Here is a 26,513-nt window from a genome sequence, read left to right as displayed (position 1 = left end):
CCGTCGAAACGACACGCCAGCCCTCCAGGGTATACCTGAGAAAAGGCTGAGCGCAACAAGCGCTTTCCGCACCCCCGGAAAGTCTTTGCGCTCAACCTCCCCCGCGTCAGACCAGCGCCGGCACCCCCGCCTCGCGGTCGAGCAGGCGCTGCTTGACCGGCAGCCCCCAGGCGAACCCGCCGAGCGAGCCGTCGGTGCGCAGCACCCGATGGCATGGCACGAACAGCGCCGGGGCGTTGCGTGCGCAGATGGATGCCGCGGCCCGCACCGCGCTCGGCGAGCCCAGGAGCACCGCGAACTCGGAGTAGGCCAGCGGGCGCCCGGGCGCGATCGTGCGCAGGGCCCGCCATCCGGCCAGCTGCATGGCGGTGCCGTGCTGCGCGACGGGCACCTCGTCGATGGCCGCGAGATCGCCGGCGTAGTACGCGGCGACGGCGGCGGCGGCATCCGTCTCCTTCTCGCGCACGTCGGTCGGACGCGTCGCGCCGCTCAGCCGCGCCAGGATCGCGTCCCGATCCGCGGTCCAGCCCGACGCGAGCACGTGACCGCGCTCGTCGGCGAGGAGCGTGAACGCGCCGTCGGGGGTGTCGATGGTCTGGATGGTCGCGGTGCTCATGAGAGGCCTCCGGTGGTCGTTTCGAGGATTCGGGTCGAGGATTGCGCTGCCCGGCGTCGCGGGGCCGGCTTCGGCGGCACCGCACGCCACAGATGTGCGGTGAGATAGCTGCGCCATGGCGCCGTGCGCGCGGCCCAGTCGGTGAGCGGACGCGGTTCTGAGGGGAGCCCGGCCGCCGCGGCGCCGGCGCGGACGGCGACATCGCCCGGGAGGAAGACGTCCGGGTCGGCCAGTACGCGCATGCGCACGTAGTCAGCCGTCCACGGACCGATGCCCGGCATCGCGAGCAGGGCCGCGCGCTGCTCGATCGCGTCGTCACCGGCGGTGAGCGTGAGCGTGCCGTCGGCGAGGGCTGCGGCCGTCCCCGTGATCGCCCGGATGCGCGCGGCCGGCCCGCGGAGCACTTCGTGCCCGCGCTCGGCGATCGCCGCCATCGTCGGGAACAGTCGCGGCGCCGGCGCATCCGGCGGCATCATCCCGGCGAATGCCGGCACCTCGTCGCCGAGCACGGCGGTGAGCGCCGTCAGGGCGGTGCGCGCGGCGACCACCGTGATCTGCTGCCCGACCATGGCGCGGATGAGCATCTCGTGCGGATCGGCGGCACCCGGTACGCGGATGCCGGGCAGCGCGGCGACGAGCGGTGCGAGCTCGGCGTGCCGCGACAGCGACTCGTCCACGGCGATCGGGTCGGCGTCGAGGTCGAACAGCCGCCGTGCCCGCGTGACCAGCGTCGACAGGTCGGCGAGGCTCGACAGGGCGGCGCGCAGCCGCACGCGGCCCCCGTCGTCGGCACGCAGCTCGAACCACACCGGCCCGTGCGGCAGTCGGAGCGTACGGGCGAACGACGACGCGGTGGCGACCTCGGCCCCCGGCACCGCGCGCGCGGCCATCCAGGCGAACAGCCCGTCCGCATCGAGCGGCCCCCGGTACGGCAGAGCGAGGTCGATCGTCACACCGGGTGCGGGCGCGGCGAGCCGGCGCGACGCCGGGCGGCGGGCGCGCAGCTCGGTCGGCGGCATCCCGAACACCTCGCGGATCGTGTCGTTGAACTGGCGCACACTCGCAAACCCCGACGAGAACGCGACGTCGGCGGCGGAGAGGTCGGTGCCGACGAGCAGCATGCGTGCGGTCTGGGCGCGGTGCGCACGGCTGAGCGCGAGCGGACCGGCCCCCAGCTCGGCGGTGAGCAGCCGCGTGAGGTGGCGCGGCGAGTACCCGAGGCGGCTCGCGAGGCCGGGCACGCCCTCGCGCTCGACGACGCCATCGGCGATGAGGCGCATCGCGCGGCCGGCGGTGTCGCCGCGGAGATTCCACTGCGGCGATCCGGGCGCCGCCTCGGGAAGGCACCGCTTGCAGGCGCGGTAGCCCGCCTCGTGGGCGGCGGCGCTCGTCGGATAGAACGTGACGTTCGACGGCTTGGGCGTGCGCGCGGGGCAGCTCGGCCGGCAGTAGATCCCGGTGGAGCGCACCGCCGTGACGAACTGGCCGTCGAACCGGGCGTCGCGCGAGTCGATCGCGCGATACCTCTCATCGAACGACATGGATGCGTCTCTCGACGCGTCGGGTGCCACAGCCAGGCTCATGCCCCTAGCCTGACACGCTCCCCCGACATCAGCTCGCGGAAATCGGACACGACGGTGGATGCCGGCGACCAGCCATTCGCGCCGTCATCCGCGAGGGGCCATCTGGTCGACGAGAGAGCGGGTGGTCCCCGCATCCTGGTCCGACAGATGACCCCTCGCGGTGAGAAGGCGACGAGCTCAGTGGAAGAAGTGGCGCTCGCCGGTGAAGAACATCGTCACGCCGGCGGCCTTCGCCGCGGCGATGACCTCGTCGTCGCGGACCGACCCGCCGGGCTGGATGATGGCGGTGATGCCGGCGTCGATCAGCACCTGCGGGCCGTCGGCGAAGGGGAAGAAGGCGTCGGATGCCGCGACCGAGCCCGCGGCCCGGTCACCGGCGCGCTCGACGGCGAGCCGGCACGAGTCCACGCGGTTGACCTGGCCCATGCCGATGCCCACCGTCGCCGATCCCTTGGCCAGCACGATCGCGTTCGACTTCACGGCGCGGCACGACTTCCACGCGAAGATGAGGTTCGTCATCTCGTCGTCGGCCGGGCGCTCGCCCGACACCAGCTGCCAGTCCTTCGCGACCGACTCGATGTCGTCGGGGAACCGGTCCGCGTCCTGCAGCAGCAGTCCGCCCGACACCAGGCGCACGTCCATGCGCTCCTGCTGCCAGTCCTCGGGCAGCTGCAGCAGCCGCAGGTTCTTCTTCGCCTTGAAGACCTCCAGCGCCGCGGGCTCGAACGCGGGCGCCACGATCACCTCGGTGAAGATGTCCTTGAGGTTCTCGGCCATCTTGAGCGTGACGGTGCCGTTCGCCGCGATGACGCCGCCGTACGCCGAGACCGGGTCGCACTCGTGGGCGCGCAGGTGGGCGCTCGCGATGGGGTCCAGCGCGTTCGGCGCGGTGACGGCGATGCCGCACGGGTTGGCGTGCTTGATGATCGCGACGGCCGGCTTGACCATGTCGAACGCGGCGCGCAGCGCGGCATCGGCGTCGACGTAGTTGTTGTACGACATCTCCTTGCCCTGCAGCTGCGTGGCCTGCGCGATGCCGTGGCCGCCGTTGCGGGTGTAGATGGCGGCGCGCTGGTGCGAGTTCTCGCCGTAGCGCAGCGTGGCCAGTCGCTCGGCCTTGATCGTGAGGTGCGCGGGCAGGTCCTCTTCGAGGAGCGTGCCCTCGGAGAACCACGTCGCGACGGCACGGTCGTACTCGGCGGTGTGCGCGAACGCGCGCGCGGCGAGCTCGCGGCGCTGCACCAGGGTGGTGCCGCCCGCGCGGACCGCCTCGATGACGGCCGGGTACGACGACGGCGAGGTGACGATCGCGACGTTGGCGAAGTTCTTCGCCGACGCGCGCACCATGGCGGGGCCGCCGATGTCGATCTGCTCGACGACGTCGTCGCCCTGAGCGCCCGAGCGCACGGTCTCGACGAACGGGTACAGGTTCACCACGACGAGCTCGAACGGCGCGATGCCGAGCTCGGCCAGCTGCCGCTCGTGGTCTTCGAGCCGGAGGTCGGCGAGGAGCCCGGCGTGCACGCCGGGGTGGAGCGTCTTGACGCGGCCGTCGAGCGACTCGGGGAAGCCGGTGACGCTCGACACGTCCGTGACCTCGTGACCCGCTTCGCGAAGGAGCGAGGCCGACCCGCCCGTCGACACGATCTCGACGCCGGCGGCGGCGAGGGCCTCACCGAGCTCCAGCAGATCGGTCTTGTCGCTCACCGACACGAGGGCCCGGCGGACCGGGACGACATCGCGGGGACGGTACAGGGCGGGGTCGTGGCTCGGTCCGGCCATGTCGGTTCTCCTTGTGGGGCGTCAGATCGTGGGGTGGGGGTCAGAGCGGGGCGCTCGCGGACACCGCCGCGAGATCGAGGTCGCCCGTCGCGACGCGGCGCACCACGTCGATGAGCAGGCGGCGTTCGACGGGCTTGATTCGCTCGTGCAGGGCGTGCTCGTCGTCACCCGGCAGCACGGGTACGCGCTCCTGGGCGAGGATCGGCCCCGAGTCGACCCCGTTGTCGACGATGATGACGCTGGCGCCGGTCTGCACGACGCCGGCGGAGAGCGCGTCGCGCACGCCGTGGGCGCCGGGGAACTCGGGCAGGTATGCCGGGTGGGTGTTGATGATGCGCGGCGACCAGGCGTCGACGAGATCGGCCGGCAGCAGGCGCATGAGCCCGCTCAGCACGACGAGGTCGGGCTGCCACACGTCCAGCTGCTCGGCGAGCTCCGAACCCCACTCTTCGCGGGTCGCGAAGCGCGCGAACGGCACCATGAAGGTCGGGATGCCGTAGTCCTCGGCGTGCGCGAAGCCCTCGGCCTCTCGATCGGCGCCGACGACGACGATGCGGGCGGGGAACTCGGGGTCGGCCACCGCGTCGAGCAGAGCGCGCAGATTCGACCCTGTGCCCGAGATGAGGACGGCGACCGTGAGCACGTCCCTAGTCTAGCCGGGGCAGATCGATCGGCTCGGTCACCGCCTCGGGCCCGGGGGCGGGCTGCCGGTCCTTCGTGGAGGCGGCGGGACGGCCCGCGGGCGCCGACGGCGTGCGCAGCCCGCTCCATGCCGCGGTGATCGCCGCCAGGTCGGCCGTGTCGTCCAAGTCGGGGATGTGCGGGGCGTCGGCGGCCGGCGTGGGCTCGTCCGGATGCTGGTCGCGCGTCAGGGACGACACCGACGTGGCGGATGCCGCCTCGTCGCCGCCCTCGTCGTGCCGGCCCCCGCGGGCGCCCTGTCGTCCGAGCGGCGCCAGCAGCAGGATGGCGGCGCCGATCATCACCTCGATGCCGACCGCGAGCGCGACCGGCCCGGGCTGGGGACCGAACTCGGCGAGGCGGCCGGGGCCGAGCGACCCCGAGGCGAGGAACGACAGCAGGCCGGCCGCGGCGGCGCTCACGACCGCGATGCCGAGCGCCATGACGAAGCGCGCGGCCGCGCTCGCCTGCTCGCGGGGCTCGTCGTCAGGAGCGGGTTCGGGTTCGATGACGGGCGCCGACGCGAGCAGCCCTGACAGCGCCGCCGTCTTGTCGGCATCGAACCGCGACGACGCGGGCTCGTCGCGGACCACGGGCTGCGGCATCCTGCCGACGGCACGCTCCACCAGGCGGGACCGGACGATCCAGCCTGCGAGCGCGCCCAGCGCGACCGGCACGAGTGCGAGCAGCATGAGCCAGGTCGTCGTGCTCTCGGGAACGACCCCGAGCACCGGGATGCCGGGCACGACGCCGACCTGTGTCCCGGCGGGCGAGACGGCCGTGCCGGAGCCGACCGCGAAGCCCGGACCGGCGACGAACGACATGCCCCACACGACGAGGGTCGGCAGGTAGGCGAGCTGCGCCATCGTGATGACGGCGGACCCGGCCGGGTCGACGCCGGCGGCCTGGAACAGCGCCACGATCTGGCCTGAGCGGACGAACAGCGCCACGGCGAGCACGAGCGCACCGGCGCCGATGATGCCGGCCACGACGACAGTGCCGCCACGCGCGATGAGGGCGGGCGTGCGGCCCCAGCCGTGCGGCCGCGCTTCGACGGCGTCGCGCACGCGTGCCACCGCCCCCGAGCCCGCCTCGCGCCACTCCGTGACGACGGCGGCGACGAGCGCCGGGATCGCGAACACCAGCACCGGGAAGAGCACCGCCTGCCACAGCGTCACGCCGGCCACCTCGTTCGCACCGGTGAGCGCCGCACCCGCGGTCAGCGCCGCGAAGACCGTGGTCGACGTCGCCACGCCGGTGACCCAGGCGTCGGCGTGCGACGCGCGCGCCCCCGAACGGGCGGCGAACACCGCCGTGAACGTCGCGAACGCGAGCGGAGCGAGAGAGAGGACGAAGGATGCCGCATCCGCGTCGATCCCCGTCGCGGCGAGGTACTCGGGCGGGAGCGTGATGTGAAGGGGCACGAGGTTGCCGAGCTGCCACACCGAGACGCCCGCCGGCCAGAGCACTCCCCAGTCGGCGCCTCCGCCGAACCCGAACACCCACAGCAGCGTGAGCGGGGCGAGGGTCGCGGCAAGGCCGACCGCCGCCGCGATGGCGGCGTCGACGGCGGACAGGAGGGCGACGATGAGGCGGTGCATGCGCACTCGACCCTACTTCGGACCGCTGCGAGCCCCGGGGCGCCCGCGCGGCGGGGTGCGGCATCCATTCAGGCAATACCCAGGTTCGCCCGCGAGCGACTAACGTTTCTGCTCGGAGGTCCCCACACATGAGCACAGACTCGCCCGCGCCCCACAGCGGCACCGCAACCGATCCCACTCCCGCGCCCGACACCGCGACCGCGGAGCCGAAGAACGGCTTCGACCGGTTCTTCGAGATCACCAAGCGGGGCTCGACCATCGGCACCGAGGTGCGCGGCGGTGTCGTCACCTTCATCACGATGGCCTACATCGTGGTGCTGAACCCGATCATCCTGTCGGCCGGCACCGACGTCGCGGGGAACAACCTCGCGTTCCCGGCCGTCGCCGCCGTCACCGCGCTGACCGCCGGTGTCATGACGATCCTCTTCGGACTCGTCGCGCGCCTGCCCTTCGCGTTCGCCGCGGGCCTGGGCATCAACTCGTTCCTGGCGTTCAGCGTCGTCGGGCAGGTCACGTGGCCCGAGGCGATGGGCATGGTGGTCATCAACGGTGTCATCATCGTGCTCCTGGCGGCCACCGGCCTGCGGCGGCTGATCTTCGACGCCGTGCCGTACGAGCTGAAGATCGCGATCACGGTCGGCATCGGCCTGTTCATCGCGTTCATCGGATTCGTCGACGCGGGCTTCGTGACCGCGACCGGCCAGAACTCCCCTCCCGTCGGCCTCGGCATCGCCGGCTCCATCGCCACGATCCCGACGGTCGTCTTCGTCGTCACGCTGCTGCTCACGGGCATCCTCGTCGCGCGCAAGGTCAAGGGTGCACTGCTCATCGGCCTCGTCTCGGGCACGGTCCTGGCCGTCATCATCGAGGCGATCTGGCACCTCGGCTCGTCCGTCGACAACCCCGGCGGCTGGGGCCTGTCGGTTCCGGCGCTGAACGGCAGCCTGTTCGCACTCCCCGACCTGAGCCTCGTCGGCGACGTGAGCTTCGACTTCAGCAAGGTCGGCTTCCTCACGGTCATCATGCTCGTCTTCACCCTCGTGTTCACGAACTTCTTCGACGCCATGGGCACCATGACCGGCCTCTCGAAGGAGGCGGGCCTCGCGGACGCGAAGGGCAACTTCCCCCGTCTGAAGAGCGCGCTCGTCGTGGAAGGTGTCGGCGCGATCGCCGGTGGCCTCACCTCCGGCTCGTCGAACACCGTCTTCATCGAATCGGGCTCCGGCATCGGAGAAGGCGCGCGCACCGGGTTCGCGAACGTGATCACCGGCGTGCTGTTCCTGCTCGCGATGTTCCTCACGCCGCTGGCGCAGATCGTGCCCAGCGAGGTCGCCGCCGCCGCTCTGGTGATCGTCGGCGCGATGATGATGGCGCAGATCCGCGACCTCGACCTGAGCGACTTCTCCATCCTGCTGCCGGTGTTCCTCACCGTCGTGGTCATGCCGCTGACCTACTCGATCGCGAACGGCATCGGCGCGGGCTTCGTCGCCTGGGTCGTCATCCGCTCCCTGAGCGGCAAGGCCCGCGGGATCAGCCCCCTGCTGTGGGTGGTCGCCGCAGGCTTCGCGATCTACTTCGCACGCGGGCCGATCGAGCAGCTCCTGGCGGGCTGATCGGACCGAAGACCAGTGGATGCCGGCGGCCCAGGCCGTCGGCATCCACTTCTCTTTGCGGGGGTCAGCGCAGCGGCGTCCAGCCGAGGGGCAGCGGACCGTCGGGATCGGCGCGCTCGGCGTCGACGCGTGCCGACCACCCCTGGGCGGCGCCCTCGCCGTCGAAGCCGCCTCGCGCGACGCGGAAGCCGACGTCGTCATGGTGCGAGCGGGGCGGGCCGCCGCGACGGGTCGAGGCACGGACGCTCCAGGCGTCGTCGGCGAAGCCCCCGCCGCGGAAGACGCGGTAGTCCGCATAGCGTGCCGGGTCCAGGAGGTCCCAGCACCACTCCCACACGTTGCCGAGCGTGTCGAAGAGCCCGTTAAGGTTGGGCAGGCGACCGCCGACCTCGGCAGGTTCGGTGAGGCCGTCGGTGCTCGTCCACGCGACCTCGGCGAGCGGACCGTAGTGCGGACCCGTCGAACCGGCGCGGCACGCGTGCTCCCACTCCGCCTCGGTGGGCAGTCGGTAGCCGTCGGCGTCGACGTGCCACGTGACGTCCTCGCCGTCGAACGCGTACGCCGGGTCGAGCCCCTCCCACTCCGAGGCGGCGTTGCAGAAGCGGATCGCGCGCTGCCAGCTGACGTCGACGGCGGGACGCCGCGGGCGACGCGCGGCCTCGCCCAGCAGCTCGGCGAGCTGCTCCTGCGTCACCGCGTACACGCCGAGTTCGAAGGGCTCCAGCTCCACGTCCCGGCGCACCTTGCGGCGGGCGTCGTGCAGCGTCACCGTGCCGCCCGGGATGCGGGCGAGCTCGATGTCGGTCACGCGTCCCGCGGCTCGAGCACGAACAGCGCGATCAGGCGGTCGGTCTTGGTCTGGTAGTTCGCGTAGTCCGGCCACACCGCCGTGGCGCGCTCCCACCACTCGGCGCGCTCGTCGCCCGAGACCTCACGGGCGTCGTAGTCGCGCTTGACGTCGCCGTCCTGCAGCTCGACGTGCGCGTGCCGGCGCATGTTCTCGGCCCACTTGGGCTCGTCGGGTGCTCCGCCCTTGGACGCGACGACCGCGTACCGGCCGCCGTGCTCCACGCGCATGAGCGCCGTCTTGCGCAGCGCGCCGGACTTCGCCCCCACGGTCGTCAGCACGATGATGGGCACGCCGCGCAACGTGTTCGCCTCTGCGCCGCCGGACGCCTCGTACTTCTCGGCCTGCGTGCGGGCCCATTCGGACGTGGACGGCTGGTACTCCCCGGTCAACGGCATGCCACCAGCGTAAAGCCGGCGCGACGAGGCCAGGCGCTCGCCTATCGTCGAGCTATGCCGAACATGAGAGTCGAACTCCTGCCCGGGCGCACCGTCGATCAGCGCCGCCGCTTCGCCGAACTGGTCACCGATGCCGCAGTCGAGGCGCTCGGCGCCCGCCGCCAGGACGTGCGCATCATGTTCGAAGAGGTCGCCGCCGACTTCGTCGCGAACGGCGGCGTGCTCGCGAGCGAGGACGCCGACCGCGCCGGTCAGGTCTCGCGCTTCGGCGGTGCGTCCGCCGCGGACTGACCTCCGCCGCCTCGGCTCAGGCCTGACGGCGTCGTCTCAGGCCTGACGGCGTCGGCGCACGACGAGGAGCAGCAGGCCCAGGAGCAGGATGCCGAGCCCGGACAGCAGCCAGCCCTCGATGCCCGCGGTGCCTGTCGCGGCCAGGCCGCCCTCGCTGCCGCCCGCCGCCGCTCCCGGCCCGCCGGCACCGCCCGGCTGTGCGGGCTCCTCCGGCTCGCCGGGGTTCCCGGGCTCGTCCGGCACGTCGGCCGGGGCGTTGATGTAGACGTTCCGCGCGGCAGCTGCGTCGTAGACCGGATCGTCGCTGACGACGGTGTGGCTCACGGTCTCGACCACCATGCCCGGCCCGGGTTCGTTGGTGGGCGCGGCGGTCAGGAGCGACGGGAACGGGTGCGGATCGGTGGTCGGCAGCAGCCGCACGATCACCGTCTTGGGCCCGGTCTCGCCGATCTCGAACACGAGCACGACCTGATCGTGGAAGGTCAGTCCGCCGTCGATCGAGACCTGCGCGTACGGGATGCCGCCGCCATAGGCCGCCGAGATCGTGATGTAGACGCGTGCCGTCGGCGGGCTGGACAGCGCGATCGTGTAGCTGTCGGTCTCTTTGACACCGCTCTGCAGCGTCGTGGTGCCGTCGGACTCGACGATGACGACCTCGCCGGCACCCGGGACCTGCGGCGGCACCGGGATGACCAGCGGCACCGGCGGCACGGCGTCCTCTGCCGGCAGCACCACCGGCACCGCCATCACCACGGGCGCGACCACGTGGGTCGGGAGTGCCACGTGGTACAGCTTCGCCAGCAGGCCGGCACCGACGATGGACTTCAGCGCGACGGCGAGGCCCGGCGCCGCCGCCGTCGCGAGCACCTGCACCGTGGCGGTGCCTGCGCCGCCGTCGAGCGACAGGAACCCGTTCTGGCGATAGCCGCCGGCGAGCAGTCGCACCACGAGCAGGTGGAACGCGTCCGCCCCCGTCGTCCCCTCGACCCTCAGCTCGGCACGGTGGCCGTTGATGACGAACCGGTCGGCGCCCTCGCCGCCGTACAGCACGGTCGGGAACGTGACGCCGGCGCTCGCGTTGCCGAACTCGGTCTCGACCGTCTCGAACGCGCTGCCCGGCTGCACGTCGGGCTCGATGCGCGGCGTCGCGAAGAACTGCCCGACCACGAAGGTGTCGTCGCCGTCGCCGCCGTACACGGTCGTGATGGCGCTGTTGTCGTCGAACACGAAGACGTCGTCGCCGTCGTAGCCGTTCACGGTCAGGCGCGCGTTGATCCCCTCGTCGTAGACCACCGTCTCGGCCGTCGCGGCCGTCAGGTTGAGCTGGGCGACGAACGCCGCACGACGGGTGTCGGGATGCTCGGCGACGCCCGCGAGCGCGCGGAACAGGAACAGGTCCGCGGCATCCGTCCCATCGATCGTGAGGGTGTTGAGGCCCGTGCGGGCGCCGCCGCCGCGCACGATGATGCGGTAGTCGTGACCGAGGGCGTCATCGCCGCCCCAGGTCTGGATGCGGAAGTCGTTGTCGCCGCCGTGGCCCCACAGGACCAGCGCATCGCGCACCGGGGTGCCGGCGAAGTCGTCGCCCGCCGCCGCGACGTGCGTGCCGGTCATGGTCCGCAGCCACCACACCTCGAACGTGTCGTCACCCTGCAGCGCGAGCGGGTCGGCGGGATCGTCGCCGAAGACCTCGGTGTGGCCGCCGAGGAGCGTGTCGAGCAGGAAGAAGTGGTCGTCGCCGGCGGCACCGAAGATCTGCACCGGGCCGTTCATCTCGGCCTCGGTGAAGAAGAACCCGTCGTCGCCGGCGGCGCCGAACAGCCGCGCCGGGCCGTTCACCTGCGCGTGGTCGAAGAAGATGCCGTCGTCGCCCTCGTCGCCGAACACGGACAGGGGCCCGTTCACGATCGTCGCGTCGAAGAGGAAGGTGTCGTCGCCGAGGCCGCCGTACATCCGGATCGGGTCTCCGGTGACCGTGCCGCCGAAGTACAGCAGCGAGCCGCCGTCCAGCGCCGAGGTCTTGCCGAACGAGGCGCGGATGGTCACGGTCGATCCCTCGGTGAGGGTGAGCAGCGGCGCGACGACGTCCTGCCCCACGAGGAGGGTGACGTCGCCGCCGGCGACGATGCGTCCCTCGGTCATCGTCACGAGCTCGTCGATGGTGCGGCCCTCGGTGATGACGAAGAGGCTCTCGTCTTCGCCGCCCGCCACGAACGGCACCGTCAGGCGCACGTCCCCGGTGGCCGCCTCTGCGCGCAGCACGATGAGGGACCCGGTCGCCTCCGTGATGAAGATGCCCGTCGGCGGGACGAAGATGACGGCGTCACCGGGCAGCGACAGCGCGTAGAGCCGTGAGCCGGTCCCCGTGTCGACCACGAGGTCGGCGGAGCGGTCGGCGCTGTCGGCGCCGATGGTTCCGCCGACGGCGATGAGGTCGAGGTCGCGCGCCACGACCCGCACGACGCCGGTCGGGGCATCCGCCTGGATCCCCCCGGCTCGCGTGCGCAGCGCCACGTCCGCCGTGAGCGACTGCACGAGGGCGACGAACAGCGTCCCCGCCACCTGGTCGAGCAGGATGTCGCCGGCGGCGAGCGCGATCACCGATCCGCGCGACGACAGCGACGAGCGGATCTCGAGGAAGTCCGGCGCGGTGTCGGTGGGGTCGGTGCCGGTCGGGTCGACATCGGGTCCGCCGATCCGGCCCGACACGAGTCCCGCGATCATCACGATGCTGCGTCCCGCGACGCGCGGCGTGCCGTCGTCGATGGTGCCTTCGTCGAGGATCGACGCGGTGTCCTGCATGGTGCGGAGGAAGACGTCCTCTGCCGTCGAGGTGATCGTGCCCACGCGCAGGTCCGAGATCGTCTCTTCGTCGCGGATGAAGCCGTTGGTGTGGAGCGTGATCTCGCCGTCGCCGTTCTGCGTCGAATACTGCTGCGCCGGGAACCGCAGGCTGAACAGCGTCGCGTCGACGTCCGAGAACACGACGAACGAGATGTTCGCGGCGGTGGACGGATGCCGCACCACGATGTCGTCGCCGGCGCTCAGGTCGCTGAACGTGTAGTCGCTGTCGGCGAGCTGGTTCACGGTCCCCCACGCGACGAGCACGGGATCGTCGAAACCGCCCCACGGACCCGGGTCGGGGTGGAAGTACGTGTGGTACAGCCCGGTCGGCGGGACCGTCGTGTTCGACGGCGGGTGGGTGACGTCGACCTGCACCCAGTACGACGACATCACCGGGGCGTCCGAGCCGGAGAGCGAGTCGTTCACGAGGAGGTCGATGTCGTCGCCGGCGTGGATGGGGCCGAGCACCGGCGCGAAGGCGGTGCCCGCGTACGGCGACCCGAGCGGCATCCGGGCGACATAGGTGAGGTCCAGCACGACGTCGTCGCGCGCGTCGGCGACGAGCGCGACCGGGCGCGTCGGGTCGACATCGTCGACGAGGTAGTCGCTCTGCACCAGCACGACGGGGATCGGCAGGCGGATCGCGACGCCCAGGAAGGTGAAGCTCGCCCCGATGGTGCCCTGGTTCGCGTGCAGCTGGGCGATGTTGGTGCGGATGCTGCCGCTGCCCTCGGCCCAGATGTCGCCGTGCTCGTCGATCACGCGCGTCGTGCCGATCGGGTTGTCGATGTAGCCGTTCAGGATGATGTCGGGTGTGCCGGGGCCCGCCCAGTTCGCGATGTCGACGAACGTCGGGAGGAAGAGCGGACGCCCGATGTGGAACCGGAAGGCGGACGACTCCTCGGCCTGCACCTCGACCGTGGCGCCGACGTCGTCGAGGTTGACGACGCTGATGGCGCCTACGCGGAGCAGTCGGCTGGAGAAGTTGTGCAGCCGCACGAAGTCGAACGTGTTCTGGACCTGCAGCGTGCCCTGGTCGCCGGTGAGGGTGCCGATCTGCGATCCCGCCGGGTTGTTCACGAAGTACGTCGCCGAGCCGCCGCCGTTGTTCTCGATCGGGTCGACGACGATCTCGCGCCCCTCCGGGATGGTCTGGCCCAGGGCGTACACGGCGCCGAGGTCGTCGCGCACGGTGACGGCGTACTTCTTGACGATCCTGCCGCCGCTGTCGACCACGAGGGTCGGGTTCGGCGCGTGCAGCACCACATCGGCGTTCCAGACGATCCAGCGGTGCCGGTTGTCGTCGGCGCTGTTGTCGTCGCCGCCGAAGTCGATGAAGCCGCCGTCGGTCGAGGCCCGGGGATCGACGACCACCTGCAGGTGCAGCGCCTCGACGCGGAGGGTCGCGGTGCGGATCCGGACTCCCGCCTCGCCGGTCACCGACGACGTCGCGTTGTAGCGGACGACCGCGTCGGCGTCGCTGTCGCCGCCGAAGCAGCCGCACGAGGCACGGGCGTCGGCGACGAGGCGCACGTCGAGATGCTGGGCGCGGATCGTCACCGTCTGGTAGCCGATGATCTTCGCGCCGCTGACCAGCTGGACGTGGGCGTTCGAGGTGAGGGTGACTTCGGAGCGGGCGTCCGAGTCCTCGAACGCGCCGTCGCCGTTGGACCGGTTGTGATCGAGCAGGCTCGTCGTGATCATCTGCGCCTGGAGCGTCACATTGTCGGCTTCGAGGTGCGCGGCGCCGCCGACCGTGAGGGTCGCGTCGTTGTTCGCCACGATGTGGCACGGGTCGCCGCCGCAGTCGCCCGACGTCGAGCTTCCCGCGAACGATCCGCCCGAGGCGCCGGCGCGGAGCTCGGACTGCATCGCGGTCGACGACGACGCCGCGATGTCGTTCCACGCGGTGATGCGGCCGTCGAGGGTCACGTGCGACGTGGTGCCGAGATCCGCGCGCGTCTGCGCCTCGGTGCCGTGGCCGAACCCGCCCGCGTCGGAGTACGCGTACGCGTTGCCGCTGGCGAGGGTGAGCGGGTCAATGGTGACGCTGCCGCCCGTGGTCGAGAGCTCGGTTCCCGGCCGGACCGACACCGTCGTCGTCGCCTTCGCGCTCACGACCGCTCGCGCGTGGGTGATGGAGATGAATCCCAGGCCGCCGGACGTGCCGTCGGCCACGGCGGCGGCGGTGTTGAGTGCGTGGACGCCGATCTCGCCGCCGGCGACGATCTTGGCGCCGTCGCCGATCGTGAGGTCCAGCGCGGCATCGACGACGACGCGCGGGCGCGTCGCGCCGACCTGGATGAAGCCGCCGCCGTCGCCCGCGACCTTCGCCTCGGAGTAGGTGCCCGACGGCAGTGACGGCGCCATCGTGGCGACCTGCAGGTGCTGCGTGCCGCTGCCTGCGGCGGTGAGGTCGACGACGAGCTTTCCGCCGCCGAGCGCCGGGCCGAGATCGACGATCGCCGGGACGAACCTGCTGGTGCCGACACTGCCGTTCGCCGTCAGCGGGCGGTTGATGCACACGCCCAGGAACTCGACGAGCTTCAGGCCGAACGAGGTCGGTGTCGCGTTGCACACCTCGTACACGCCGCCGTTCTGGAGGCCTCCGATGGGCTGCTGGCCCGGTGCGAACAGCTGGTGGATGATGCTCCGGCCGGCCTCGGACACGTCGGGAGCGAGCCCGAGCGCGGTGACCGGGATGAAGCCGCCACCGCCGTCGTCGCAGGTGCCCAGTGCGTGGCACTGGCTGTCGGCGAGCTGGATGCGGTTGCCGTCGATGCGGATGACCCAGTACGTCGTGTCCTGGGCGAGGCCGCCCAGCGCGCCGCCGGTCGAGCGGTAGACGACGGCGTCGCCGGTGTTCAGCCCGTGCTCGCGGACGGCGATGACGTTGTTGTCCTCGGTCTGGAACGTCGGCGGGCTGCCGACCTGGATGGGGCTTCCCTGGGCGTCGACGACGATGTCCACACGGGTGCTGTAGAACGAGGCGCGCGCGGCGGCGGCCAGGTACTGCACCATCTGCCCGTCGCTGTACGAGTTGGGGGCGTTGATCAGACCGGTCGCATCGTCGACGTCCCCGCCGTCGAACTCGACCGGTGCGGACGGGGTGTCGGCGTCGATGAGCTGGACGCGGAAGTCGTCGAGCACGCGGACCCGGTACGCGTGACCGTTGATGAGACCGGCGACGCCGAAGCCCGACGCGGTGTAGAAGACGCGCTGCCCGTCGACGAACCCGTGCTGCCGGATGAAGGTGATGACGTCGTTCGCGGGGTCGATCTGCGCCGCCTCGAACGCCGCCCCCAGCTGGATCTGCGTCGGCGAGACCACGATCACGCCGTACTTGGCGCCGTCGGTCAGACCGCCGACCGCCGTCCCGCCGCTCCGGTCGTACCGCACGGTGGCGGAGTCGTCGAGCGTGTGGGCGCCCGAGAGCGTGATCGTGTTCGTGCCGAGGTCGACGCCCGTCACCGCGTCGAACGCGTAGACCGGCAGCGGCGGCGGGGTCGCCGAGTTCTGGTGCGCCGTCAGCGTCACCGCTCCCCCGGCCCACAGCGTCGTGCCGTTCGCGACCGACAGGCGCACGGTGGGGTACGTCTCGGCGAGCGCGCTGTTCGACGACACGGCGAGGGCGGCCGCCGAGAAGTTCTCGGCGAACGAGCGCGACACCGGCTGGGCCGCCGCGCGGACGTCGATGTCGCCCGAGACCACGATGGGCGTGCCGGCGCCGATGACGGCCTCGGCGACCGGACGTACGCGGGCCCACGCCGCGCCGGAGTCGATGGTGATCGCGCCGACGGCGGTGCTGGCGAGCTTGGCGGTCGCCGTGTCGGAGGTCACGGCGTGCACGCCGAGCGAGGCGGCGCTCGCGACGGTGGCGGCGAAGTGGGCCAGAGTGGACGAGTCGACGAACGCCTTCGGCTCGGCGACGCCGACGGTGATGGCTCCGCCGTTGACCCCGCCGCCGGCCGCGGTGGCCGAGTTCGTCGCGGCCGCGTCGACCGAGATCGCCGCGGCCGGGGCGTGCACCGTCGCGCCGTCATGCACCCGCGCCCGCGTGACGGCCGCGTCCGTGATGAGCGCTTCGGCACTGGAGATGCTCACGGCGATCACGCCGAGCGCGAGGCTGCCGGAGGTGGCCGAGACGGCGCGGTTCGCGGTGGCACGGACGGCGAGCGACGTGCCGCCGACCTGACGCGGCGCAGCATCGGCCACGGCGGCGGCGGCGATCCTGGCCGTCGGCACCGAGACGCCGACGACGAGCAGGCCGCCCGAGACGAGGTCGCTCTGAGCGGTCGCCGTCGCGGTGAGCACCGTCTCGACGAGCACGGCGCCGCTGGTGACGAGCATCCCCGCGCCGTACCGGGACGAGACGGCGGCCGAGCCGTACACCTCGGCGTCGACGACGGAGCCGGTGATGCCGACGAGGGCGATCCCCACGGCCTCGATCGTCGCGTCGGCCTTCGCGTTGCCGACGGCGCGGACCGACACGCCCGTCGATCTGATGATCGTGCCGTCGAACGCGGAGGTGACAGGTGCCGCGATGACGGCCTGCGCCACCACGACTCCGGCCTTGACGGCTCCCCCGCCGGCGCTGTCGATGCCGGCCAGCGCGTGCGTGCCGTCGCGGCTCTCGGCGAGCAGCGAGACGGCGCCCGACGCGGCGAGCATGACGCCCGACGAGACGGACGCGGTCGTGGCCGCCGATTCGGCGATCGTGGCGGCGGCCACCGTGCCGCTCACCCCGATGATCGCGATGGAGGTCAGCTCGGCGGTCGCGTCCACGGCGTTGCGCGACGACGCGGCGACCGCGAACGAGGTCGACGTCGCCGGACCGGCCGCGAACAGCGCGCCGGTGGCGGCGGCGACGGTCGCCCGCGGCAGCAGGCCGTTGATGTCGAGGCCCGCGACGGAGACCTTCTTCATGTCGGTCTTCGCGGTGTTCGCCGACCACGCGGTCACCGCCACGGCTCCGTTGCCGCCCCGCACGTCCGCGCTCCCGGCGGCGACCTCTGCGGTGATGCCCGCGGCGTCGGTGACGATCGCGAGGGCCGACCCGAACCCGCCGTTGTAGAGGCCCGCCTCGATGTACGCGGCCGAGGCTGTCGCGAGATTCGTGCCGCGAGCCTCGACGGTCAGGCCGTTGCCGACGAGTCCCGCGCGGAGCTCGGCACGGGTCGCTGCGGCGATCGTGGCGCTGATGACGCGGACATTGGCGTTGATGAAGCCGATGGTCGCGGCATCCGAATCGACGTCCGCCGTGTTGTCGGCGGTCGCGGCCACGGTCGTCGCGCCGCCGGACCACACGGGCGAGAAGATCGATGCGCGGGTGGCCGCCGAGGCGGCGATCTCGGACTCGGCGTAGGCCACGCTCACCTGGAGGATGCCGCCGAAGCCGGCGGTGAACGTCTCGGCCGCCGCACGGTTGGTCGCGGTGCTGCGCACCTCGACCGACCCCGAGCCGCCGATGACGCCGGAGACCTCGGCTGTCGTCGCGCCGCGCAGGAACGCCGTCGCGACGTAGCCGCCGCCCGACACCAGACCGCCGGATCCGGCGGTGATGCCCGCGCTCGCGACGTTGCCCGAGCCGCCGTCGGTGAGGATGCGGGAGCGTGCCGCCACGAGGCCGTTGCTGAAGACCGTTCCGAGCTCGATGACCGCGCGCACCACGGCCGCCGCGGTCACCTCGGCGCTCGCCTCGACGCCCTGCCCGCTGCCGAGGAGTCCGATGCCGATGACGAACGCTGCCGCGAGCGCCTGGTTCTGTCCCTCGGCGTCGACGGTGAGGGATCCGGATGCCGCGACATCGGCCCGGAAGATCGCCTCGGTGCGCCCGGAGATGAGTGCCTCGGGGTTCATGAAGGTGGCCGAGATGGCCGAGAGGCTGCCTCCGGGCGTGTAGGCGTCCGCGCGGTTGCGGGAGGTGGCGCGCATCGCGATGGCGCCCCCCGCCGAGATCCATGAGCCGTCGACGGCTGTCGCCGTCGTCTCGCGCGTGATGGTGGCGTGCGCGAGCGTGACGCCGATCGCGACCGCGCCGACCTGCACGTTGACCGTGTCGGCATCGATGACGTTGCGGGCGTCGGCGGTGATCGTCGCCCCGCCGCTGAGGTGCGCGACGCCGGCGAACTCGGCCGCGGTGCGCCCGGTGATGTCGGCGATCGCACCGGCGCCGATCCCGCTGCCCGCGAGGCCGACCGACACGGAGAAGGCCGTGACCGGCACGGAGATGTCGGAGACGGCGGTGATCCGCAGCCCGCCGGCGGGGGCGGCGGCGCTGCCGATGAAGACGGAGCCGATGCGTCCGACGGTGTCGCCCCGGACGTCGGCGGTGGCCACCGCCGCACCGGCCGCGGCGAGGGCGATCGCGAGCCCCAGCGACAGCGGGCGCACGTCGCGGTCGGCGGCGGCATCCGCCGAGACGATTCCGCCCGCGACGGGGATCACCACGCCGTCGTCGATGTGCGCGGTCTGGCGGGCGTCGGTGTCGAGCACCAGGATCTGTCCGCCGACCGACACGGCCCCGACCTGGCCGGTGGAGGCGATGCCCTCGGTGTCCTCACCGTAGGTCGCCCGCACCGACACGTCGCCGCCGGCGCGGACCGTGGTGCCCGTCGCGATGCCCGCGTCGACGGTGGAGCGCAGCGTCGCGACCAGGATGGATGCCCCGACCGCGACGATGCCTCCGGTCGCCGACCCCGCCAGCCCGAAGTACGTGTCGCGGGCGTCCGCAGTCACCGCGACCGAGCCGCCGGTGACGATGAGCGCGCCGATGCCGATGCGGCTCGTCGTGCCGCGCAGCGGCGGGGGCGACGAGAAGGCGCTGGAGGCGAGCGTCGTTCCCGGCGCGGCGGCGGCGACGCCCGCGGCTGCGGCGTCGATGCCGGCCTGCTTGCGCTGGGCGGTGTTCGTGCCGGACGAGTCGTTCGCTCCGCCGAGGATCGAGAGGTACCCGTTGGGTCCGGTGCCCGAGGCGTGCTGGTCGGCCTGACTCTGGGGTGTGCCGTCGGAGGAGGACAGCGCGTCCTTCGGGCCGCTGCCGTCGTCGTAGCCGCCGGTGGGCTGGCCGCCGGCCGTCCACACCGAGACGGATGCGGTCACGCCGACCGCGCCGCCGCCGGCACTCACCGCGTACGTCTGGATATGACGCACCGACAGCGCCTGCACCCGCAGGTGCGAGCTGGCCTGGATGGTCGCATAGTCGCCGATGACCGCGTTGGCGGCGACATCCACGACGCCGATGTCGATGCCGCCCGCGACGCCCACGAACCCGCCGGCGACGCCGCCGCCGATCGTGAAGGTGTCGGTGAGGTCGGTGGCGGTGACCGAGACGCTCTGCGCCGCGCCGGCCCCGGCGCGATCGCCGTTCACCGACGTGCGGTCGGCCGACGTGCTCTCGATGGCGGCGACCGTGGTGCCGTGGATCAGGGTGACGTTGACCGCGCCAGAGACGCCGACGAAGCCCGCACCGCCCGAGATCGCCATGCCGAAGACGTGCTGCGACGACGACGCGAGCACGGCGAGGCCCGACTGGCCTGCGGCGGGGAAGGTGTCGCCGCTGATGGTGCCCAGCGGGATGCCGCCCAGCGCCCAGCCGCGCGCGGCGCGTGCGTCGACGGTGCTGCCCACGCCGATGGTGGCGGCGGTGTCCTTCACGGCCGACAGCACGGCGACGCCCGCGCCGACGCCGACGAATCCGACGCCGAGCCCGCCCGAGACGACGGTGAAGCCGGTGCGGTCGTCGGCGGCCACGAGGATGTTGTTGCCGGCATCGAGCGTGACGTGCCGCCCCACCCGTCCGTGCGTGTGCGTGTCGAGCACGACGGTCGCCACTGCCGCGGCGACCCCCGCGACGCCGGCGCCGAGGGCCGCGGCGATCGCCGTGATCTCCTGGCTGCCGACGGCCGAGAGCAGGATGTCGCCGGCGGCGCGCACGACGGCGTCGTCGGCGATGGTGGCGTCGACGTCGAGCGTCACGATGTCGACCGTGGCGTTGGTGGCGACGCCCGCCATGCCGCCGCCGACGGCCGCCGAGACCATGAGCTGGCGGAAGGCGCCACCGGCGGCGACGGTGACCGACTGCCACGGCGCGGCGCCCGTGTCGTCGTCGTTCACGCGCGCCAGACGCCCGATGAAGGCGTCGGTGTCGGCGTTGACGACGTTGACGTTGCCCGCCACTCCCACCCCGGCGGTGGCCGCGACGGCGGCGCTGGCGCCGACGGCGAGGATCTCGTCGCTGTTGTTGGCGACGACGGCGACGCCGTACACGGCACCGGTGCGGGGAGTGAGGATGCGGATGCCGGTGACCTTCGCCGGGTCGCCGGGTGACTGCATCCCCTGCCGTACGAAGCTGTGGGCGCGCCCCGTCGCCGCGCCGGGGTCGAGGTCGATGACCGCGAACGGCGTGCCGCTGCAGCCCGAGGCGGACGGATCGGCCTGGCACTTCGTGCGGGCGAGCTGGAAGCTGTGGGCGCCGGTCACGACGACGTAGTACGTCTCGCCGTCGACGAGACCGCCGATCGGCGCTCCCCCGTTGGCCGTATAGGTCACCGCATCGCCGGTGACCAGCGGCGTCGCGGAGTTGTCGGCCTTGTCCTTGGGCATGTCGTACGGCAGGTTCACCGTGTTCGAGCCGCCGTCGACGTCGATCGCCGGCGTCAGGTACGGCGCGCTGCGCTCGGGCACCGTGGCCTGATCCGTCGGGAAGATGCGGTGCGACTGCCCCGGCCGGGCGGGCGATGCCAGCGCGATCGGCGCGCCACCGGATGTCGCCGTCAGGCGGAGCCGCGTCGGGAACGCCGCGTCGACGATGGCGAAGTATGCGGCACCCGGCGTCAGGCCCACGATGGCCTGGCCTCCACCGGTCTCGTACGAGACGCGCTGCCCGTTCTCGATGCCGTGGACGTAGCCGAGCTCGAGCTGGTCGCCGCCGATGATCGCCGTCTGCGGGTTGAACCGCGTGTCGATGTAGTGGACGTCGTAGCCGCCGAGCGTCCCCATCAGTCCCGAGCCGCCGGCGAGCGCGGTCACGCGGGACAGGTCGCCGATGAAGGCGGTGGTGGTCTTCTTGAGCACCGGCACCGCGGCCGTGAGACCCACCGACGCCGTGCCGCTGACGGCGACGGAACCCGCGACGATGTCCATCGACAGCACCTCGTTCGCCGAGATGCGGGCGCTGCCGCCGGCGACGACGACCGAGCGGGATGCCGCGCACGCAGCTTCGCTCGCGACCGAGGCGCCGCACACCTCGCCGACGAACGCCTTCGTCACGATGGTGTAGACCGAGACCGTGGCATTGGCCGACACGGCGGCCGTTCCGCCGACGCTGCCGCCGGCGGCCACGCTCGTGACCTTCTCGCCCGAGGTCGCATCGACGGTGACGTCGCCGCTCACGGTCACGAGGGTCTGCGGGGCGATCCACGCCTGCGTGGACTTGTTCACGACCTGGACGTCGGCGCCGAGACCGACGCCCGCGGTGCCGCCCACGGCGAGCTGACCGGCGATGCCGCGCAGCGTGGTGTCGTCCGTGGCGGCGAGGCGCACGCCCGCGGAGCCGCCCGCCGTGACGCCGTCGACGGTGACGCTGCGGTCGAGGTGTGCGTGGGTCGTGTTGTTCTGCACACCCACGGTCGCCGCTCCCGCGAGGCCGGCGGTGCCGCCGACACCGCCGCCCACGGCGACGAGCCACAGATCCTCGCTCTGCGTCGCGGTCACCGTGAGGCCGATGCCGCCGCGGGCCCACAGTTCGGCCTCGGGCCCCGCGAACGCGTCCACGATGCCCGTCCGGACGAAGACGATCGACGAGAGGCCGAGACCGGCGGTGCCGGCCGCGCCGATCGCACCCGCGAAGAGGGTCATGGCGACCGGGTCGGCGGCCGAGATCGTCATCGAGCCGAGCGCGCGGACCGCGGTCGGCGTCTCGGCGGTGCTGTCGACGTAGGCGCGTGTGCCCGGGGCGCCCGACCCCTGGTTCACGACCAGGACGACGAACGAGCCCGCGATGCCGGCATCCGAGGCGACGCCGCCGCCGGCGACGATCTGCGTGAACTTCTCGCCGGCAGTCGCCAGCAGCCAGACCGAGCCGCCGAGGTCGGCCGTGACGCCGCGACCCACGGAGGCGCGCACATCCTTGTTCTGCACGCTGACGACGAGGGCGAAGCCGACGCCTGCGCTTCCGGCGCTCGCTCCCAGCGCGCCGGCGACGTCGACGAACTCGGTCTGGTCGGAGGCGGTGAACGACAGGTCCTGGGCGGCGCCCGTGGCGATCCCCTGGTTCACCGATGCGGCGTCACCCAGCCACGCGCGCGTCGCCCGGTTCACGACGTTCACCACAAGCGATCCGCCGACGCCCGCGTCGCCGCCGCCCAGCGCCGCGCCGAGCGCGACACCGGTGAAGGCGGGCAGGTCGATGAGCGGCACGTCCGGCGCCGCGAGCGGGACGAGGGATGCCGCCGCCCGGCCGATGATCGCACCGCCGGCCTGGATGGTGGTCGGGCGGGCGAAGGTCGAGTCGATGTGCGCGAGCGTCGTCGACTCGACGAACTGCACCACGATGCCGGCGCCGACGCCGCTGCCGTTCGTGGTGAGCGCGGCCGATGCGGCGAGGCCCTGCAGGCCCATCGGGGCGGAGGCGTCGAGCGAGATGCCGCCTATGACGACGAGCGTGGAGCCGTCGCCGATGACCGCCTCGTTGACGAGGACGAGCACCTGCACCGCCACGGATCCGGCGACAACCGCATCCCCCTGCCCGGCCGCCGCTGCGATCGCCCACGCCTGGAAGTCGTTGCGCGCGTTCACGGGTGTGAGGCCCGTGACGGCGACCGACCCGGCGGTCACGTCCGCGCCCGCGCCGATCGAGCCCCGGTTGGTGACGGTCGCGACGTTGAGGCCGACGGCGGCGCCGACGGTGTTGGTGTCGTTCTCGATGCTCCACGAGGTGCCGAGGGCCTTGGCCGCGGCATCCGTCTCGTTCGAGGCGAGCACCGCGAAGACGCCGTCGACCACGATCGTGAGTGCGGGGGCGACGGTGGCGAGGCTGTCGACGGTGACCCAGTCCACGGCGACGGCGGCCGCGACGCCCACTCCGTCGCTGGACTGGCCGGACTGGCCGCTCGCCTGGCTGTTGCCCTGCGCGACGCTGTCGCTCGACGACGGCAGGGTGCCGCCGAAGCCGCTGGTGGCGGGGGTGCCGTTCACCTGCTGCTGCGCCTGCTGGTCGGCGTTCTCGGCGTCGCCGCCGCTCTCGGATCCGCCGAGCGTGCCACGCGCGCTCGCCTTGGCCGAGGCGCTCGCGTGCAGCTCGGTCGCGGCGATGAGCCACAGGGCCCCCGCGGTGATGTCGCGGACGACCGTCGCGCGCACGTCGATGTCGGCGACGTTCACGACGATGATCGCGCCGATCGCGACGCTCTCGCCCGCCGCATCCGCGTCGCCCTCGACGGTGACCGAACCGGAGTGGGTCGCCCGCACCATGACGGTGCCGGTCGCGAGGAACGGCCGCGGGCCGGGCGTGCCGATGCGCGCGAGCACCACGGGGAGCACCACGTTGATGCCGACCGCCGGGCTGACCGCCGTCCCGCCCTCGGAGCCGGCGGTGACCTCGTTGAGCACGGCGTCGGTGTGGTCGGCGCGCACCGTGACGTTCGCCCCGCCGGTGACGTCGGCCGCGTCCTCGATCTCGGCGCGGGTCACGTCGTCCGAGATGACGTTGATCGCGACGGATGCCCCGACCCCGGTGCTCGAGCCGCCCGCGGTCGCGTCGGCCCTCGCCTTGGCGGTGTCGGTGCGGCGGTTCTCGGCCGCGATCAGCACGTCGCCGGTGCCGAAGTCGACGCGGGCGCTCGACGGGATCCAGGCCTCGGTGCTGTCGAACACGATGTTCAGGGCGACCGCGCCCGCCACCCCGACGTCGTCGGAACCCGCACCGGCGTCGGCGATCGCCGAGAAGTCGTGCGTGGTGTCGGAGCCGACCGTCGTCATGAGCGCGGCGGCGGTGAAGCCGTTCGCCGCGATGACGGCATCGTCGCGGACCCACGCGTTGTTGACGACGAAGGCGAGGTTGAGGGCGACCGCGGCGCCGACGCCGGCGTCGTCCTGCGCGAGCGCCGTGCCGCTGGCCTCGGCCCTGCCGTCGACCTGGGCCGACGAGGTGAGCCACACGTGGCCTCCGGCAGCGAGCACGAGGGCGGCGGGCAGCCACGCCGTGAAGCTCACGTCGGAGATGGTGAGCGCGACGGCACCGGCGACCGACACACCGCCGTCGCTCGTGGAGGCGGACGGGCTGTCGCTGTTCTGCACGCCCGCGCCGCCCTGTCCGAGGCTCGCGGTGTTCGCGTAGTCGCGCTGCTCCTGCACCTGGCCGTCGACGCCGCCCGAGGGCGCGTCGCCGCTCGACTCGCCGGGCGCACCGCTCGCGGAGGCGCTCGCGGTCGCGCCGTTGAGAGAGGAGCCGGTGGCCGAGAACGCCATCCAGCCGCCCGAGGTGACGCTGCGGCGCGTGGTGGCGAAGACGCTGTCGAACGCGAAGTTCAGGGCGATCGCCACGCCGACCGCGGCATCGCCCGCGTCGGTGGCCACCGCCTTCGCCGTCGTGTGCGCGGCGGTGTGCTGCATGGCCGAGACGAGCACGTTGCCCGTCACGACGATCGGGCCGGATGCGAGGGACCCGATGACCGCACTGGTGCTGACGTCGGACACCGTGATCGCGATCGACGGCGTGACGGTGACGTCGCCGCCCTTCGCGCCCATGCTGGCCTCGGTCGTCGTGCGGCTCACCGACGAGGCGGCGACGGTCAGGTCCTTCGCTCCGGTGAGCGACACCTCGTCGTCCAGGCGCGCGTGCGTGTCGCTGGTCACCAGTGCGAGGGCGAAGGATGCCCCGACGCCGGCGTCGCCCGTGGCGACGACCCCCTCGCCCGCGGCGAGCGCCTTGACCGTGGTGTCGATCTTGCTGCCGGCACCGAGCGTCGCGTCGCCGCCGGAGAGGATCACGGTGCCCGAGACGGCGGCCAGCGTGTCGAACCACACCAGGCCGAGCGCCACGGAACCCGCGACCGAGACCTTGCCGCCGCCGGCGCCCGACGAGGCGACCGCGCGGATCGTGGAGGTGTCGTCGGCCCCGTCGAGGGTGATCGTGGCGAGCACCGCGAGGGAGGTCGCGCGGAGGGTGAGCGTGGCCGGAACCGTCGAGCGGTTCACCACGTCGACGTAGGTGATGGCGACCCCGGCGCCGATGGCGGCGTCGCCGCCGCGCGAGGCGGAGCCGTCGCCGCCGGAGGCCGCGTCGGTGTTCTGCGAGGACGAGAGCGTCGCGGTGCCGCCCGCCGTGAGGTCGGTGACCTGCGGTTCGACGATCGAGCGGGCGCGGATCGTCGCGATGACGATGCCGATCGCCGCGGCGACGTTGACGGGTCCGGAACTGGTCTCTGCGCTGGGCGTCTCGGCGTCGCCGGAGCCGTCGACGCCGTAGCCGCCGGCGACCTGGTCGGCGTAGTCGCGCTGACCGCCCACCTGCTCGTCGACGCCCGTGCCGGCGGCGCCGCCCTCGTTGGCCGGGTCGCCGGTGCCGGCGTCCTCATCGTTCTCGGGGGCGCCGGCCGCGGACGCGGCCGCCAGGGCGCTGGAGCGCGACCAGCTGAAGGCCTGCATCGTGAGATCGCCGCCGGCGGTGGTGTTGCGGCCGAGCATCGCCGTCACCGTGTGGTTGGCGATCGTGAGCGCGAGGCCCACGCCCACGGCCGCGTCGTCGGAGGCGATGGCGGCGGCCGAGGCCGCGTTCTCGGCCGACGCGTGCTGGGTGGCGCGGATCAGAACGTCGCCGGTGGTCACCAGCACTCCGGTGCCGATCCGCGCGAGGGTCGTGACGTTCGACAGCGCGATGGCGACAGCCGGCGCGATCGCGACGCCGCCGCCCTTGGCGCCCATGCGGGCCTCGGTCGTCGTCGCGTCGCGGGCTTCGGCCGTGAGGCTCACGTCGCGGGCGCCCGTGATCGACACGTCGTCGGCGATGAGCGCCGAGGTGCGATGCGTGTCGAGCGTGAGGGCGAAGGATGCTCCGACCCCCGCATCGCCCGTGCCCGAGGCGCCGTCGCCCACGGGGAGCGCGGCCACCGTGCCGGCCACGGCGCTGCGACCCAGGAGCGTGACGTCGCCGCCGGTGAGGACCAGCGTGCCCTCGACGGCCGCGACGGTGTCGGTGGTGACGATCGCGATGGCGACGGACCCCGCGACCGACACGTTGCCGCCGGCGGCGCCCGAC

10 protein-coding genes (1 of these 10 only partly in view) are annotated in these 26,513 nt (G+C 72.8%); 2 read left to right on the top strand and 8 right to left on the bottom strand.

What is annotated here, in order from left to right; all coding sequences use genetic code 11:
- Window positions 1-106: 106 nt before the first annotated feature.
- The 5 genes from FB391_RS03125 to FB391_RS03105 form a co-directional block, all read right to left on the bottom strand.
- Window positions 107-616, bottom strand: coding sequence for a methylated-DNA--[protein]-cysteine S-methyltransferase (locus FB391_RS03125; protein WP_141892818.1), 510 nt, complete (start codon window positions 614-616; stop codon window positions 107-109).
- The gene (locus FB391_RS03120; RefSeq protein ID WP_141892817.1) at window positions 613-2,199 is read right to left on the bottom strand and encodes a DNA-3-methyladenine glycosylase 2 family protein; all 1,587 of its coding nucleotides are present in this window, start codon (window positions 2,197-2,199) and stop codon (window positions 613-615) included. The genes FB391_RS03125 and FB391_RS03120 overlap by 4 nt, the downstream gene beginning before the upstream one ends.
- Before the next feature lie 177 nt (window positions 2,200-2,376).
- On the bottom strand, window positions 2,377-3,981 hold the full coding sequence (purH, locus tag FB391_RS03115) for a bifunctional phosphoribosylaminoimidazolecarboxamide formyltransferase/IMP cyclohydrolase (RefSeq protein ID WP_141892816.1): 1,605 nt from the start codon (window positions 3,979-3,981) through the stop codon (window positions 2,377-2,379).
- A 40-nt stretch (window positions 3,982-4,021) separates the two neighbouring features.
- Window positions 4,022-4,624: a phosphoribosylglycinamide formyltransferase gene (purN, locus tag FB391_RS03110; RefSeq protein WP_141892815.1), complete on the bottom strand. Its 603-nt coding sequence runs from the start codon at window positions 4,622-4,624 to the stop codon at window positions 4,022-4,024.
- Between the two features lie 4 nt (window positions 4,625-4,628).
- Complete coding sequence (locus FB391_RS03105) at window positions 4,629-6,263, bottom strand: cell division protein PerM (RefSeq protein WP_141892814.1); 1,635 nt, start codon at window positions 6,261-6,263, stop codon at window positions 4,629-4,631.
- A 128-nt stretch (window positions 6,264-6,391) separates the two neighbouring features.
- Here FB391_RS03105 and FB391_RS03100 point away from each other — a divergent pair, with 128 nt between their 5' ends.
- Complete coding sequence (locus FB391_RS03100; RefSeq protein WP_141892813.1) at window positions 6,392-7,876, top strand: NCS2 family permease; 1,485 nt, start codon at window positions 6,392-6,394, stop codon at window positions 7,874-7,876.
- Between the two features lie 64 nt (window positions 7,877-7,940).
- On the opposite strand, the gene FB391_RS03095 is transcribed toward FB391_RS03100, so the two are convergent.
- Together FB391_RS03095 and FB391_RS03090 are read right to left on the bottom strand one after the other, a co-directional pair.
- Window positions 7,941-8,684 (bottom strand): formylglycine-generating enzyme family protein, encoded by a 744-nt coding sequence (locus FB391_RS03095; RefSeq protein ID WP_141892812.1) that lies wholly within the window; start codon window positions 8,682-8,684, stop codon window positions 7,941-7,943.
- The gene (locus tag FB391_RS03090; protein ID WP_141892811.1) at window positions 8,681-9,121 is read right to left on the bottom strand and encodes a nitroreductase family deazaflavin-dependent oxidoreductase; all 441 of its coding nucleotides are present in this window, start codon (window positions 9,119-9,121) and stop codon (window positions 8,681-8,683) included. Before FB391_RS03090 ends, FB391_RS03095 begins: the two co-directional genes overlap by 4 nt.
- A gap of 54 nt (window positions 9,122-9,175) precedes the next feature.
- On the opposite strand from FB391_RS03090, the gene FB391_RS03085 reads away from it, so the two are divergent.
- A complete protein-coding gene (locus FB391_RS03085; protein WP_141892810.1) occupies window positions 9,176-9,412 on the top strand; it encodes a tautomerase family protein in 237 nt (78 codons plus the stop codon).
- A 36-nt stretch (window positions 9,413-9,448) separates the two neighbouring features.
- Here the strand turns inward: FB391_RS03085 and FB391_RS03080 are convergent, their stop codons facing one another.
- A protein-coding gene (locus FB391_RS03080; protein WP_141892809.1) for an ICP22 family protein crosses the window boundary here: on the bottom strand, window positions 9,449-26,513 show its 3' portion. Its footprint extends 15,632 nt past the window's final position; the window shows 17,065 of its 32,697 coding nt (coding positions 15,633-32,697); its start codon lies beyond the right edge, outside the window — the gene reads right to left on this strand; the stop codon is at window positions 9,449-9,451.

It is taken from the genome of Microbacterium kyungheense, from assembly GCF_006783905.1.
Lineage (GTDB): Bacteria > Actinomycetota > Actinomycetes > Actinomycetales > Microbacteriaceae > Microbacterium > Microbacterium kyungheense.
This window is presented reverse-complemented; position numbering and strand designations above follow the sequence as displayed.